Origin of the sequence: Pseudomonas agarici, from assembly GCF_001543125.1 — a bacterium.
In the GTDB taxonomy this organism is placed as follows: Bacteria; Pseudomonadota; Gammaproteobacteria; order Pseudomonadales; family Pseudomonadaceae; genus Aquipseudomonas; species Aquipseudomonas agarici.
This window is the reverse complement of sequence record NZ_CP014135.1, coordinates 2,972,081-2,985,884: the sequence shown is the minus strand read 5'-3', so window position 1 is coordinate 2,985,884 and position 13,804 is coordinate 2,972,081. Positions and strand designations below refer to the sequence as shown.

At 59.6% G+C, this 13,804-nt stretch carries 14 protein-coding genes; 2 read left to right on the top strand and 12 right to left on the bottom strand.

Features of this window, described 5'->3' with window-relative positions:
- Positions 1–152 precede the first annotated feature (152 nt).
- The 12 genes from AWM79_RS12990 to AWM79_RS12940 form a co-directional block, all read right to left on the bottom strand.
- Positions 153–923, bottom strand: coding sequence for a TerC family protein (locus AWM79_RS12990; RefSeq protein WP_017132112.1), 771 nt, complete (start codon positions 921–923; stop codon positions 153–155).
- An 89-nt stretch (positions 924–1,012) separates the two neighbouring features.
- Complete coding sequence (locus AWM79_RS12985; RefSeq protein WP_017132111.1) at positions 1,013–2,320, bottom strand: CitMHS family transporter; 1,308 nt, start codon at positions 2,318–2,320, stop codon at positions 1,013–1,015.
- Between the two features lie 268 nt (positions 2,321–2,588).
- Positions 2,589–4,550 carry a DUF7844 domain-containing protein gene (locus AWM79_RS12980; RefSeq protein WP_060783022.1) on the bottom strand — a complete coding sequence of 654 codons (1,962 nt, stop codon included), beginning with the start codon at positions 4,548–4,550 and terminating at the stop codon, positions 2,589–2,591.
- Positions 4,547–4,867 (bottom strand): DUF2388 domain-containing protein, encoded by a 321-nt coding sequence (locus AWM79_RS12975; RefSeq protein ID WP_017132109.1) that lies wholly within the window; start codon positions 4,865–4,867, stop codon positions 4,547–4,549. The genes AWM79_RS12980 and AWM79_RS12975 overlap by 4 nt, the downstream gene beginning before the upstream one ends.
- A 26-nt stretch (positions 4,868–4,893) precedes the next feature.
- Positions 4,894–5,184, bottom strand: coding sequence for a DUF2388 domain-containing protein (locus AWM79_RS12970; RefSeq protein ID WP_017132108.1), 291 nt, complete (start codon positions 5,182–5,184; stop codon positions 4,894–4,896).
- 133 nt (positions 5,185–5,317) lie between these two features.
- Positions 5,318–5,635, bottom strand: a complete 318-nt coding sequence (locus tag AWM79_RS12965; RefSeq protein WP_017132107.1) for a DUF2388 domain-containing protein — start codon at positions 5,633–5,635, stop codon at positions 5,318–5,320.
- Positions 5,636–6,015: 380 nt separating this feature from the next.
- The gene (locus tag AWM79_RS12960; protein WP_017132106.1) at positions 6,016–6,231 is read right to left on the bottom strand and encodes a DUF1127 domain-containing protein; all 216 of its coding nucleotides are present in this window, start codon (positions 6,229–6,231) and stop codon (positions 6,016–6,018) included.
- 319 nt (positions 6,232–6,550) lie between these two features.
- Positions 6,551–6,694 carry a hypothetical protein gene (locus AWM79_RS24990; RefSeq protein ID WP_156430109.1) on the bottom strand — a complete coding sequence of 48 codons (144 nt, stop codon included), beginning with the start codon at positions 6,692–6,694 and terminating at the stop codon, positions 6,551–6,553.
- Positions 6,695–6,728: 34 nt separating this feature from the next.
- Positions 6,729–8,162 (bottom strand): NAD(P)(+) transhydrogenase (Re/Si-specific) subunit beta, encoded by a 1,434-nt coding sequence (locus AWM79_RS12955; protein ID WP_017132104.1) that lies wholly within the window; start codon positions 8,160–8,162, stop codon positions 6,729–6,731.
- Complete coding sequence (locus tag AWM79_RS12950; protein ID WP_017132103.1) at positions 8,159–8,485, bottom strand: NAD(P) transhydrogenase subunit alpha part 2; 327 nt, start codon at positions 8,483–8,485, stop codon at positions 8,159–8,161. Before AWM79_RS12950 ends, AWM79_RS12955 begins: the two co-directional genes overlap by 4 nt.
- Before the next feature lie 15 nt (positions 8,486–8,500).
- On the bottom strand, positions 8,501–9,622 hold the full coding sequence (locus AWM79_RS12945) for a Re/Si-specific NAD(P)(+) transhydrogenase subunit alpha (protein ID WP_060783021.1): 1,122 nt from the start codon (positions 9,620–9,622) through the stop codon (positions 8,501–8,503).
- Between the two features lie 433 nt (positions 9,623–10,055).
- Entirely contained in the window at positions 10,056–10,955 is a 900-nt protein-coding gene (locus tag AWM79_RS12940) for a LysR family transcriptional regulator (protein WP_017132101.1), read from the bottom strand.
- A 156-nt stretch (positions 10,956–11,111) separates the two neighbouring features.
- On the opposite strand from AWM79_RS12940, the gene AWM79_RS12935 reads away from it, so the two are divergent.
- Together AWM79_RS12935 and AWM79_RS12930 are read left to right on the top strand one after the other, a co-directional pair.
- Positions 11,112–12,293 (top strand): acyl-CoA dehydrogenase, encoded by a 1,182-nt coding sequence (locus AWM79_RS12935; protein WP_017132100.1) that lies wholly within the window; start codon positions 11,112–11,114, stop codon positions 12,291–12,293.
- A gap of 14 nt (positions 12,294–12,307) precedes the next feature.
- Entirely contained in the window at positions 12,308–13,528 is a 1,221-nt protein-coding gene (locus tag AWM79_RS12930) for a CaiB/BaiF CoA transferase family protein (RefSeq protein WP_017132099.1), read from the top strand.
- Positions 13,529–13,804 lie beyond the last annotated feature (276 nt).

Below are 13,804 nucleotides of genomic sequence, written 5' to 3'. Positions count from 1 at the left end.
TGTCCTTAAGCTTTAGTTGGCTCTCGGGCCAAGCGCCAGCATCGCACAGCCAAAACCTGTTTTGAAACAAATCTGTCACAAAGCCGATTGCATGCAACTGCAAAAAAGGGGCAAATCAAGCCCCTTTTCGGTGTTCTGCCAACGTTTCGAGTTTATTGACCCGGAACATCCTTGCGCAGTTTCACCGGATCCTGTTGTTGTTTCTTTTTCTGCATGGCGGTGCGCATCTTGATATTGATTGCTTCCACGGCCAGGGAGAATGCCATGGCGAAGTAGACGTAGCCTTTTGGCACATGCACTTCGAAGGCTTCGGCGATGAGCACGGTGCCGACCACGATCAGGAACGACAGGGCAAGCATCTTCAACGACGGGTGCTTGTCGATGAAGTCGCCGATGGACTTGGACGCCAACATCATCACCAGTACTGCCACCACGATGGCCGCGACCATCACCGGCACATGGGAGACCATGCCGACTGCGGTGATCACCGAATCCAGCGAGAACACGATGTCGATGATCGCGATCTGGATGATGGTGTAGAGGAAGTTGCCGCCTTTGCCTTTCGGGCCGTCACTGACGTTCTCCTCCTCACCTTCCAAGCCGTGGTAGATTTCCTGGGAGCTTTTCCATAGCAGGAACAGGCCACCGAAGAACAGGATCAGGTCACGACCGGAAATGCCCTGGCCGAAGACCACGAACAGGTCGGCGGTCAGGCGCATGACCCAGGTGATCGACAGCAACAGGAGGATCCTTGTGATCATCGCCAGGGCGAGGCCGAAGATCCGGGTGCGCTGTTGCATGTGTTTGGGCATGCGACCGACCAGGATCGAGATCATGATGATGTTGTCGATGCCCAGGACAATCTCCAGGGCGGTCAAGGTGAAGAAGGCAACCCAGATTTCCGGGTTGGTCAGCCATTCCATGTGTATTCCTTTGCGCGAGTGTGGGCTACCCCGGCAGCCGCCTTCGTGCTGCTAAGTCCGATTGCCGGGGTGGCGGTGAAGCGTTGTCTTTATAGGCTACCGAAAAACGGGAACGTCCCCATCAGCAGTGCTCCGGCTAGTATGCACAAACACACCAGTACTGCCCATTTGAGGGTAAACCGTTGGTGGTCGCCAAACTCGATACCGGCCAGGGCGACCAGCAGGTAGGTCGATGGTACCAGCGGGCTCAACAAGTGGACGGGTTGGCCGACGATCGAGGCACGTGCTATTTCCACAGCGGTGACGCCGTAGTGGCTGGCGGCTTCGGCCAGCACCGGCAGCACGCCGTAGTAGAACGCATCGTTGGACATGAAGAAGGTGAATGGCATGCTGACCAGGGCCGTGATTACCGCCAGGTAAGGCCCCAGCCCCGGCGGGATCACCGCTAACAAACTCTTGGACATGGCCTCGACCATGCCGGTGCCGGACAGGATACCGGTGAAGATGCCGGCGGCAAAGATCAACCCGACGACCGCCAACACGCTGCCGGCGTGGGCCGCAATACGGTCCTTCTGCTGTTGCAGGCATGGGTAATTGACGATCATGGCGATACTGAACGCAACCATGAACAGTACCGGCAGGGGCAACAATCCGGCGATCAGCGCGCACATCAGGCCCAGGGTCAGGGCACCGTTGAACCAGATCAGCTTCGGTCGACGGGCATCGGGGAATTGCGAGACGCTGATTTCACTATGGTCGATATCATCGCCGAGCACAGACAGTTCACCGAGGCGGGTGCGCTCACGCTTGCCGTAGAAGTAGGCGATCAGCAGGATCGCCGCGACCCCGGCACACATGGCTGGGATCATCGGCACGAAGATATCCGACGGGTCGACATGCAGCGCACTGGCGGCACGGGCGGTCGGGCCACCCCAGGGTGTCATGTTCATCACCCCGCCGGCGAGAATGATCAGCCCGGCCATGATTCGTGGGCTCATGCCGATGCGACTGTACAGCGGCAGCATGGCGGCGACGCAGATCATGTAGGTGGTGGCGCCGTCACCGTCCAGGGACACCACCAGGGCCAGTACGGCGGTGCCGACCGAGACTTTCAGCGGATCACCCTTGACCAGCCTGAGGATCTTGCGCACGGCCGGGTCGAACAGGCCGGAGTCGATCATCAGGGCGAAATAGAGAATGGCGAACATCAGCATCACGCCGGTCGGCGCGAGCTTGGTGATGCCTTCGATCATCATCTTGCCGATACCCACGGCGAAGCCGCCGAACAGGGCGAAGATGATCGGCACGATGATCAGGGCGATCAGCGCGGACAAGCGCTTGGTCATAATCAGGTACATGAACGTAATGACCATGGCGAAGCCAAGGAAAGTCAGCATAGGGATACTCCGGGCGTAACGCGGCTAGGGAAGGCGAAGCGACTAGTGACGCTCAGTCAGCGCGGGAAGCACGGAAGCAGTTGCAGCGAACAGGCAGGTCGTAGCGGACATCGGCATCACCAATTGTTGTTGTTAATGGGCCGTCGAGCGCCTATGAGGCGCGCCACGACCGACCGGTCTGGTGCCGGCGGTGAGGCGATGCTAATGGGGCAAGCTTTCAGCCAGCTTTCGTTGCGCAAAGTCGGACGCAAGGTCGTGTGGCGGCGAATCAAGGCAGCTCCAGCCCGCCTGCCGCTTTATGCAGGCTGCGCAAATGCTCGCCGAGCCGCTTCAGGTTGGCTTCGCTGGCTTCGATCTCGGCTTCGCGAGCCGGGTCGAGGAGTTTGCGCACTTCCTTGTCCAGGTCGCCGGTGAGTCGTTGTAGCTGTTGCTGACGCTGGCTGCTCTCGGCTTCCAGGCGCTGCCATTCGCCCGGTTGCGGCAAGCCATAGCCGCCACTGCCGAGCAGTTCCGCCGGGCGGCTGAGGAAGCCGCTGTTGGCGAGGATAGCCTGCAAGGTACGGTTGGCCTGGTCCATGCCGCTGTCCTTGATATCGCGTCCGCTCAGGTACTTCTGCTTGACCTCGTCCTGGGCCAACAGCAGTTGCCGGCGATACCCCGCCTGTTCCAGCAGCAGCAAGGCGGCGCTGGTGCGCAGGTCGGCCTGGGCGAACCACGGGCGGCGGTCTTCGGGGGACAGTGACAGCCAGTCCTCGACGGTTTGCTGTCGGATCGGCAAATGCTTCTTCAACACCTCGAACATCGCCTGGTAACGGTCCCGGTAAGAGTCGAAGCGATAGCCCAGGCGCAAGGCTTCGCGCGGGTCGTCGAGCACGCTGGTGTCGGCCAGGCCACGACCCTTGAGGACTTCCAGCAGGCCGTTGGGCATGATGCTGTCCAGGCCCTTGAGTTGAGTATTATCAGTGCCGCTGCGCAACAGCTTGAGTGTCTCCACCGCACAGTTGTTGGTCACGAAGTAGTAATTGCCGTCGTAGCTCCAGTGCATTTCGGCGGCGTGCTCGACCACTTCCTCGATCTCCCGGCGCGACAGTGTCAGCGGCACGGAGGCCAGACTGCGCAGTTCGGTCTTGGTGTATTCATCGATGACCTGGGCCAACGGCAGGACGAACAGTCGCGATGGATAGGCACCGGTCAGGCCGCCCCAGGTCGAGAGCTGCACATCGTTGACGAAGGCGCGGTACGACAATACCAGGTGCTGGTCCAGGTCCAGCCGGCAATCCGGTCCGCGTGGGCGGCCTGGCGCGCAGATTACCAGGCGTAACATGCTATGGCCCCAGCGGCTGACCCAGTTCTGGTTGGCTTCGGCTAGCAGGTAGTCGACTTCATAGACTCGCTCGGGATCGATCCGGCCCAGTGGGGTCTTGCCGAAGTCGTTGCCGGCATTCAGGAAGGGGAAGGTCTTGTCGCAGCGGTCCTTCTCCCGTGGCGCCCAGCCGAAGCGTTCCTGGTAATAGCGATACAGCGCTGGACGGCGGCAGGCATAGGCTGGGTCGAGGAGAAAGTACTCCATGTTGACCGCGACGAACTCCTTGGGATTGGTGATCTCATAGCTATCCGGGCTGCGGGCGACTTGCTTGTTGTGCTGTTCGCGTTGGCCGCGAGTGCCTACCGACTGCTGCCAGCCGGCCAGGTCCAGCAGGCGCGGGTCATCACTGAGGGTAAAGCGCCGGCTGGTCTGGCCCCGACACTGATCGGGCAGGCCGACCAGGCCGGTATTCCCGCTTTGTCGGCGGCAGCGCTGGATCAGCGTGCGTTCGGCGTCGGGCCATAAGCGGGCGCGGTCATAGATATGGGTGAGTTCATGCAACACGGTGGCGAGCATTTCCTCGCGTACCGTGCCGTGGGGGCGCAAGGTTTTTTTGCTGGCTGCCGAACCATCCACCAGACCGGGCAGTAGGTTGCGGTTGAGATCCAACTCCGCGACCAGCGTCGCCTGTCCGTAGGCATTGGCGGGCATATCGGTCGACCAGCCGACATCGATGCGTCGGTCCAATTGCTCGATAAAACGTGGCGGTAGGTGCGCCATGGCTTCATCGAGCAGGATTTGGCTAGCCTGCTGCTCGGCCTTGCTCAGGCCGTCAGTCTTGAGCCGTAGTTGCAGGCCGGCCTGGGCCGCGTTACTACCTAGCAACAGCGCGCAGGCCAGCAGCCAGCCGGCAAATGGCTTCACAGGGCGAGAATGGCTTCGGCGAGGGCCTGGTCGCTGGCGTCGCGGGCTTGCGGCACTTGGCTGCGCAAGGCATTGAAGGCGGCTTCCAGTTGCGCTCCGCGGATCTCGCCATGACTGGCGACAAAGCTGGCGGCATCGTCGTGAGCTTCGCGAACCACTTTCGAGTCGCGGATCGAGGTGGTGGTGTCCGAAGTGAAGTCGATGGTGCGCCCGGAGGCCCGCACGATGATGTTACTGGTGGCCACCAGGGTATGCGCCGAAGCCACGTCAGCCAGCAACAGCAGGCCGAGGGTAGCGACGATCAGGGGGGTACGCATGAAGTGTCTCCGCAATACAAAAGTGACTATTGGACGAGAATTGCTTCGGCCAGTTCAAGGTCGCTGGCATGAAGTTTTGGTCGGGTCTGGCGCAGGTAGGCCAGGGCTGACTCCAGTTGCGCGCCGCGCCACTGGCCTGCGCTGGCGACGAAGGCGGCGGCGTCATCCTGGGCCGCTATCAGTTTATGGTCGAAGGGCGCGGTAGTCACCTGGCTGGTGGCATAACCGCTGATAACAACGCCTTGTGTGGTCAGGTCGAATGCGTGGGCCTGCGTGATCCAGCAAAGTGCTATGAACAATAAGGAGAGTGAACGCATGGGTCTCGATGGCTGAGTGAAGGAGCGTCAAGGCTAGCGGAATGCATGGATCGGAACCAGCGCGCCCATTGTCGTTGACATATCGTGCAATCTTGCAGGAGCGGTCGAGCCACGTTCCTGCAAGTTCGCTGGTTCAGATCGCCAGGATTGCCTGGGCCAGTTGCGCATCGCTGGCTTGCAGTTGGGGCGCCTGGCGTCGAATGGTGTCGAACGCGCTTTCCAGCTTCACGCTGCGGATCTGGCCATCGCTGGCGACGAAACTCGCGGCATCGTCCTGGGCGGCGCGCACGATCTTGTTGTCACGCAACGATGAAGTGGCGTCGGACGTCGCGTCGGAGGTGGCCTTGAGGGCATCGACCAGGGAGTCGGTGGTGACGATGAAGCTGCTGGCATTGGCCGCGGCGGCAATGCAAAACAGGGCGGCCGCGCTGAGCAGGCGAGAACGGAACATGGTGAATCTCCTGAACGTGAAATAGGAACGGTGACACAAGGCGACAACGGCCACTCCAACGCGATGAGCGATGAACCTCAGACGCACATTCCGCGCCGTAGGCTACCTATGACCGTGATAGTAGGCGCAGTTCCCTGCGACGCAAAGCCGGTTCTTTGGTCCTGATAGTCGGCTCAGGGCCTTTTTATCGAGCTTTATAAACTGTACTGGTTGTTTTTCAAATAATTTAAAACTGTACGTGCCGACACGTTCTTCCATTCCCGCCTGAAAATCCTGGGACCAGGAACGACAAAGCCCGCCGCGATTGCTCGCGACGGGCTCGGTTTTTTCAATTCGGGTGCTGGCGGTGGACCCGATGGGTCAGGGCCAGCGAGCGCTATTTAGCGCCAGAACGGCTTGCTCAACTCTTCGTAGCGCTGTGCTTCGCTGATACCGGCATCGGCCAGCAGACGAGCATCCAGGCGAGCCAGTTGATGGCGGCTAGCGATGCGGCGCTGCCACAGCATCAGGTTGGCGAGAACGCGCAGAGGCAGGGTAGCTTGAGCGTTGGTAGCAGTGTTTTCGTAGAACAGCTCGGAACTGAGTGTACGTTCCATGATTGACATCCTTCCGCTTATGGCGGGATTAGGTAGTGGTTTAACTGATGCCAATGATCCTCTTCTTTGCCTAGTCTCTCTAGATACAGTTCATCTGTATTGTGAGGGACCAGTTAACTGTTTATAGGCGCTGTACTGCTCATAATTTAGACAACTGTACCTATGCGCCCGATATTGGTGCGTTTGTGTGTGATGTTGAGGGGTTGAAGGCGTTCTGAGCTGAAAAATGACCAGTACAGCAGTACAGTTTTTGTCTGTTATCTGCAAAAGGTTCGCCCGCTGAAGAAACTGTGTTTGCACCAGCAGAGAACTGTGTCAATCAATCCGCCAGCATTTTCCCGGTTTTTTCCAGATTGATGTGCCAGCTCAGTGCATCGCGCAGGTCGCCAAGGCCGGTCCCAACCCTCGATTCAGAGCCTTTGGTGGGTTTTGCGCTGACAAAGAAAAATCCCATCTTGCTCAAGGATGGGATTTTCGATCGGGCACTACAGCCAGTGTTATTCGACAGCCTTGACCATGTCCTCGATGACTTTCTTCGCATCGCCGAAGACCATCATCGTCTTGTCGAGGTAGAACAGCTCGTTATCCAGGCCGGCGTAGCCGCTGGCCATGGAGCGTTTGTTGACGATGATGGTCTTGGCCTTGAAGGCTTCGAGAATCGGCATGCCGGCAATCGGCGACTTCGGATCGTTCTTCGCCGCTGGGTTGACCACGTCGTTGGCGCCGAGCACTAGCACGACATCGGCCTGGCCAAACTCGGAGTTGATATCCTCCATCTCGAACACCTGGTCGTAAGGTACTTCGGCCTCGGCCAGCAATACGTTCATATGGCCGGGCATGCGCCCGGCCACCGGGTGAATCGCGTACTTCACGGTGACGCCACGGTGGGTCAGCTTCTCGGTCAGTTCCTTCAGCGCGTGCTGGGCACGGGCCACCGCCAGACCGTAGCCGGGCACGATGATCACGGTATCGGCGTTGGCCAACAGGAAGGTGGCGTCGTCGGCTGAGCCGGATTTCACCGGGCGAGCTTCCTTGGCGCCGGCAGGACCGACATCGGCCTTGTTGCCGAAACCGCCAAGCAGCACGTTGAAGAACGAACGGTTCATCGCCTTGCACATGATGTATGAAAGGATTGCACCCGACGACCCCACCAGCGAACCGGCAATAATCAGCATCGAGTTGTTCAGCGAAAAGCCGATGCCCGCTGCCGCCCAGCCGGAGTAGCTGTTGAGCATCGACACCACCACCGGCATATCCGCGCCGCCGATAGGAATGATGATCAGTACCCCTAACACGAAGGCCAGGGCCAACATCAGCGCGAAGGCGCCGAGGTTGCCGGTCAGCATGAAGGCCACGCCGAGGGCCAGTGTCGCCAAACCCAGCAGCAGGTTCAGTGGGTGCTGGCCGCCAAACTGCACGGGTGCGCCTTGGAACAGGCGAAATTGATATTTGCCCGACAGCTTGCCGAAAGCGATGACCGAACCTGAGAAGGTAATTGCACCAATCGCCGCGCCGAGGAACAGTTCCAGGCGGTTACCGGCGGGAATCGAATCGCCCAGTTGCTTGACGATACCTAGCGATTGCGGCTCGACCACCGCCGCAATGGCAATGAATACTGCGGCCAGGCCGATCATGCTGTGCATGAAGGCCACCAGCTCCGGCATCTTGGTCATCTCGACGCGCTTGGCCATGATCGAGCCGGCGGTGCCGCCGATCAGCAGGCCGACCAGCACGTAGCCGATACCGGCCGTTGCCAGCTCGGCTCCGAGCTTGAACACCAGGCCGACGGTGGTGATGATTGCCAGGGCCATGCCGAGCATGCCGAACAGGTTGCCGCGTCGCGAAGTGGTCGGATGCGACAAGCCCTTGAGAGCCTGGATAAAGCAGATCGAGGCGATCAGGTAGAGCGTCGTTACGAGGTTCATGCTCATGACTTCGGCGCCTGTTCTTTTACCGCTTTCGGGGCTTTTTTCTTGAACATCTCAAGCATTCGGCGCGTTACCAGGAAGCCGCCGAACACATTCACCGCCGCCAGGGCCACGGCCAGTGTGCCCATGGTCTTGCCCAGTGGGGTCACGGTCAGCGCCGCCGCGAGCATGGCGCCGACAATCACGATTGCCGAGATGGCGTTGGTCACGGCCATCAACGGTGTATGCAGCGCGGGTGTGACGTTCCAGACCACGTGGTAACCGACATAGATCGCCAGCACGAAGATGATCAGGTTGTAGATACCGGGGGAGATAAGCTCTTGCATCGTCTGAATCCCTGCTTAGGCGTTCTTGCGGATGACCTGGCCGTCGCGGCACATCAGGCACGCGGCGACGATGTCGTCTTCGAGGTTCACTTCGAATTGGCCTTCCTTGTTGAAGACCAGCTTCAGGAAGTCCAGCAGGTTGCGGGCATACAGCGCCGAGGCGTCCGCCGCGACTTCACTGGCCAGGTTGGTTGGGCCACAAATGGTCACGCCATGTTCGACCACCACCTGGTCGGCCACGGTCAGCGGGCAGTTGCCGCCCTGGGACGCAGCCAGGTCGATGACCACCGAGCCGGGTTTCATCTGCTCCACGGTCTCGGCGCTCAACAGTACCGGGGCCTTGCGCCCGGGAATCAGCGCGGTGGTAATGACGATATCGGCTTGTTTGGCGCGCTCGTGCACGGCCTGGGCCTGGCGCTGCATCCAGCTGGCTGGCATCGGTCGCGCATAACCGCCGACGCCGACCGCGCATTCGCGTTCTTCGTCGGTCTCGTAGGGGACGTCGACGAACTTCGCCCCTAGGGACTCGATTTGCTCTTTCACCGCCGGACGCACGTCCGAGGCTTCGATCACGGCGCCCAGGCGCTTGGCGGTGGCGATGGCCTGCAACCCGGCCACGCCGGCACCGAGGATCAGCACGCGAGCAGCTTTCACCGTGCCCGCTGCGGTCATCAGCATCGGCATGAAGCGCGGGTAGTGATGGGAAGCCAGCAGTACGGCCTTGTAACCGGCAATGTTGGCTTGGGACGAGAGTACATCGAGGCTTTGTGCGCGGGAGGTGCGTGGCGCGGCCTCCAGGGCGAAAGCGGTAATGCCTTTAGCCGCCAGTTTGGCGATAGTTTCGTTGTCGAACGGGTTGAGCATGCCCACCAGCACGGTGCCGTGGCGGATCAGCGTCAACTCACTGTCGCTGGGGGCGACCACTTTGAGGATCAGCTCGGCGGCAAAGGTCTCGGTGGCGCTGCCAATGGTGGCGCCAGCTGCCTCATACGCCGTGTCGACAACGCTGGCCCTGAGACCGGCACCGCTTTGCACCGTGACCTTATGGCCCTGGCCGACCAGCTTCTTGATGGTTTCCGGGGTAGCGGCAACCCGCATTTCACCCGACTGGGTTTCGAGAGGAACACCGATGTGCACATCAAATCTCCTGCATGATCTTTTTTATAAGAAGGCCAGCGCACTACGGGGGTGCGATTGGAGCGGCCGATCAGCACGATCCCGCCGATTGGCGACGGGGCGCGGCATTTTTCGGGCGAAAACTGCACCCTTCAAGATATTCTGAAAGTTAACTTCATATTAACTACAAGTCACCCTGTGACTTAGTGCCCCATGAGATGATCTTGAGCCAGTAAAATACCGGCTTCGCAAGAATTCTGGCCGAAAATGGAGAAATTTCGAGTCGATAATATGCACAATGAATCTGCCGGGGAAAAATAGGCTAAAACCCTTGTTATCAGGGACTTTCGTACAAGATTTCAGTTGCGCAAGCGGCTATCTTAAAAGCGATATTTTGTTATATCTGTAGTGCGTTATGGTTATAGCCACTAAATTGGCTTGTCGTTGAAGGCCATCAAGTCAGCAGGTTGTAGCCCCGAGCTTGACTAACCAGCCAGTCACGAAATGCCCTTAGGGATGCCGATTCGACTTTGCGATCGGGAATCATCAGGTAATAGGCCTTGATGCTGGAAAGCGCATTGGGGTTAGCGATCACCAGGCGCTTCTCGGCCAATTCGCGCCGAATCAGGAACGGCGGAATCAGTGCAATCCCCATCTCGTGCATGGCGGCCTGGGCCAACATGGAGAATAGCTCGTAGCGCGGACCTGTCATGTCGCGAGGGATATTCAGTGCCTGGGCATTGAACCATTGGCGCCAGGCATAGGGCCGTGTGGTCTGTTGCAGCAGTGGCAAGTCGGCGATCTGCGGCGCGCTCAGACTCTGGCGGGCGCCGAGCATGGTCGGGCTGCACACCGGCATCGGGTTCTCGCCCATCAAGTGGTGGGATTCGGTACCCGACCAGTCGGCATCGCCGAAGTAAATGGCGGCGTCGAAGTCGGTATCGGCAAACAGGAACGGTCGGGTACGGTTGGTCAGGTTGACCGTGACTTGCGGGTGTTGTTGCTGGAAGTCCTTGAGTCGCGGCAGCAGCCACTGAGTGCCGAATGTCGGTACCACTGCCAGTTCGATCACGTTGGCGCCCTGCTGGCCCATGACTGACAGCGTGTCGCGTTCGACCGCATCCAGTTGCGTGGCGACCCGGCGGCTATAGGACAGTCCTGCCTCAGTGAGCTTCACACCCCGTCTTGAACGCCGGAAGAGCTCGATGCCGAGGAACTCCTCCAAGCTGGCAATCTGTCGGCAAATCGCGCCCTGGGTGAGGGAAAGCTCTCCAGCCGCTTTGGTAAAGCTCTCGTGGCGGGCGGCGGCTTCGAAGCTGATCAGCGCGGCGGTGCTGGGGATCTTCCGGCGCATGTACGGCAACCTCACTAAATGTAGTGCGAGAACGCGTTCAACAGAGTGTCGGAGTGAGAAATTAGCACAACAGCATGCAAAATCCTCGTTTGCCGGATCCTCGGGTGGCGCCTAGGATCAACCCACAATATTTGATCTATTCGCGAGGGCTCTCTCATGGGCGGTAAGGCTAGCTTCAACTGGATCGATCCCCTGCTTCTGGATCAACAGCTCACCGAAGAGGAGCGGATGATTCGCGACGCCGCCCAGCAGTTCGCCCAGGACAAGTTGGCGCCACGGGTTCTCGAAGCTTTCCGCCATGAAAAAACCGACCCGGCGATCTTTCGCGAAATGGGTGAGGTCGGCCTGCTGGGCGCGACCATCGCGACCGAGTATGGCGGCAGTGGCCTGAACTATGTCAGCTATGGCCTGATCGCCCGTGAGGTGGAGCGGGTCGATTCGGGTTACCGCTCGATGATGAGCGTACAGTCTTCCCTGGTGATGGTGCCGATCAACGAGTTCGGCACCGAAGCGCAGAAGCAGAAATACCTGCCGAAGCTGGCCCGCGGCGAATGGATCGGCTGCTTCGGTTTGACCGAGCCTAACCACGGTTCCGATCCGGGAGCGATGATCACCCGGGCGCGCAAGGTCGAAGGCGGTTACAGCCTGACCGGCAGCAAGATGTGGATCACCAACAGCCCGATCGCCGATGTGTTTGTGGTCTGGGGCAAGGACGATGCGGGTGATATCCGTGGCTTTGTGTTGGAGAAGGGCTGGAAAGGCCTGAGCGCTCCGGCGATTCACGGCAAGGTCGGCTTGCGCGCCTCGATCACCGGCGAGATCGTCATGGACAACGTCTTTGTGCCGCAAGAGAACATCTTCCCGGATGTCCGCGGCCTGAAAGGTCCCTTCACCTGCCTTAACTCTGCCCGTTACGGTATCTCCTGGGGAGCGCTGGGGGCCGCCGAATTCTGCTGGCACACGGCTCGCCAGTACACCCTGGATCGCCAACAGTTTGGTCGTCCATTGGCAGCCACCCAACTGATCCAGAAAAAACTGGCTGACATGCAGACTGAAATCACCCTTGCCCTCCAGGGTTGCCTGCGCCTGGGGCGGATGAAGGATGAAGGCACGGCGGCGGTGGAAATCACTTCGATCATGAAGCGCAACTCCTGCGGCAAGTCCCTGGACATCGCCCGCATGGCGCGAGATATGCTCGGTGGCAACGGTATCAGCGACGAATTCGGGGTTGCGCGTCACTTGGTGAACCTGGAAGTGGTGAATACCTATGAAGGTACCCACGACGTGCACGCGCTGATTCTCGGGCGCGCACAAACCGGCCTTCAGGCGTTTTACTGATAGGAGCTTGGTTTATGGGCGCGCTTTCGCATCTGCGGGTATTGGATTTGTCGCGGGTACTGGCCGGGCCTTGGTCCGGTCAGATCCTCGCGGACCTGGGGGCCGAGGTGATCAAGGTCGAGCGCCCAGGTCACGGTGATGACACTCGTGCCTGGGGGCCGCCCTTCCTGAAGGACGCCCATGGCAAAAACACTTGCGAAGCGGCCTATTACCTATCAGCCAACCGCAACAAGCAATCGATCACCATCGACTTCACGCAACCCGAGGGGCAGCGGCTGGTGCGCGAGCTGGCGATGAAGTCCGATATCTTGATCGAGAATTTCAAGGTCGGCGGGCTGACTGCCTATGGCCTGGACTACCCGTCGCTCAAGGTGCTCAACCCGAACCTGATTTATTGCTCGATCACCGGCTTTGGTCAGACCGGGCCGTATGCCAAGCGTGCCGGTTATGACTTCATGATTCAGGGCCTGGGCGGGCTGATGAGTCTGACGGGCAGGCCCGAAGGCGATGCAGATGCCGGTCCGCTGAAAGTGGGCGTGGCCCTGACCGATATCCTCACCGGCTTGTACTCCACCGTAGCGATTCTGGCGGCTGTGGCTCACCGGGATCGCGACGGCGGTGGGCAACATATCGACATGGCCCTGCTGGATGTACAGGTGGCGTGCCTGGCCAACCAGGCAATGAACTACCTGACCACCGGGGTGGCTCCCAAGCGCCTGGGCAATGCCCATCCGAATATCGTCCCGTATCAGGACTTCCCTACCGCCGATGGCGACTTCATTCTGACGGTGGGCAATGACGGGCAGTTTCGCAAGTTTGCCGAGGTGGCTGGTCAGCCGCAGTGGGCCGACGATCCGCGATTTGCCAGCAATGCGGCGCGAGTGGCGAATCGGGCGGTTTTGATTCCGCTGATTCGCCAGGTCACCGTCTTCAAAACGACGGCTGAGTGGGTGACGCAGTTGGAGTTGGCTGGTGTATCGTGCGGTCCGATCAATGACTTGTCGCAGGTGTTTGCCGATCCCCAGGTGCTGGCGCGGGGGCTGGCTATTGAGCTGCCTCATGTACTGGCCGGGCGAGTGCCGCAGGTGGCGAGTCCTATTCGGCTTTCAGAGACGCCGGTGGAATATCGCAATGCCCCTCCTCTATTGGGCGAGCACACGCTGGAGGTCTTGCGGCGGGTATTGAACCTGACACCGGAAACGGTGGCCGGGTTGCGCGAGGCGGGGGTGCTCTAGGCGCCCCGCTCTATCCATTCTATATAGAAGCGCCCTTCTGATCCTCTCGGCAGAAAATGAAAATAAGGGTTGACGGCGAATTCCATGGGCCTATAATTCGCCCCACTTCCGACGCGGTCGAAACGAAAAACTCCTTTTCATTCAGTGAGTTAAGTAGATTTAGAACGATGTGGTCTTCAGTTCATCGAAGCCCGGAAGCGCTGTAAAAGAGGTGTTGACAGCAGCGTGTAACGCTGTAGAATTCGCCTCCCGCTGTCGATAGGTCGACAGCGCAAG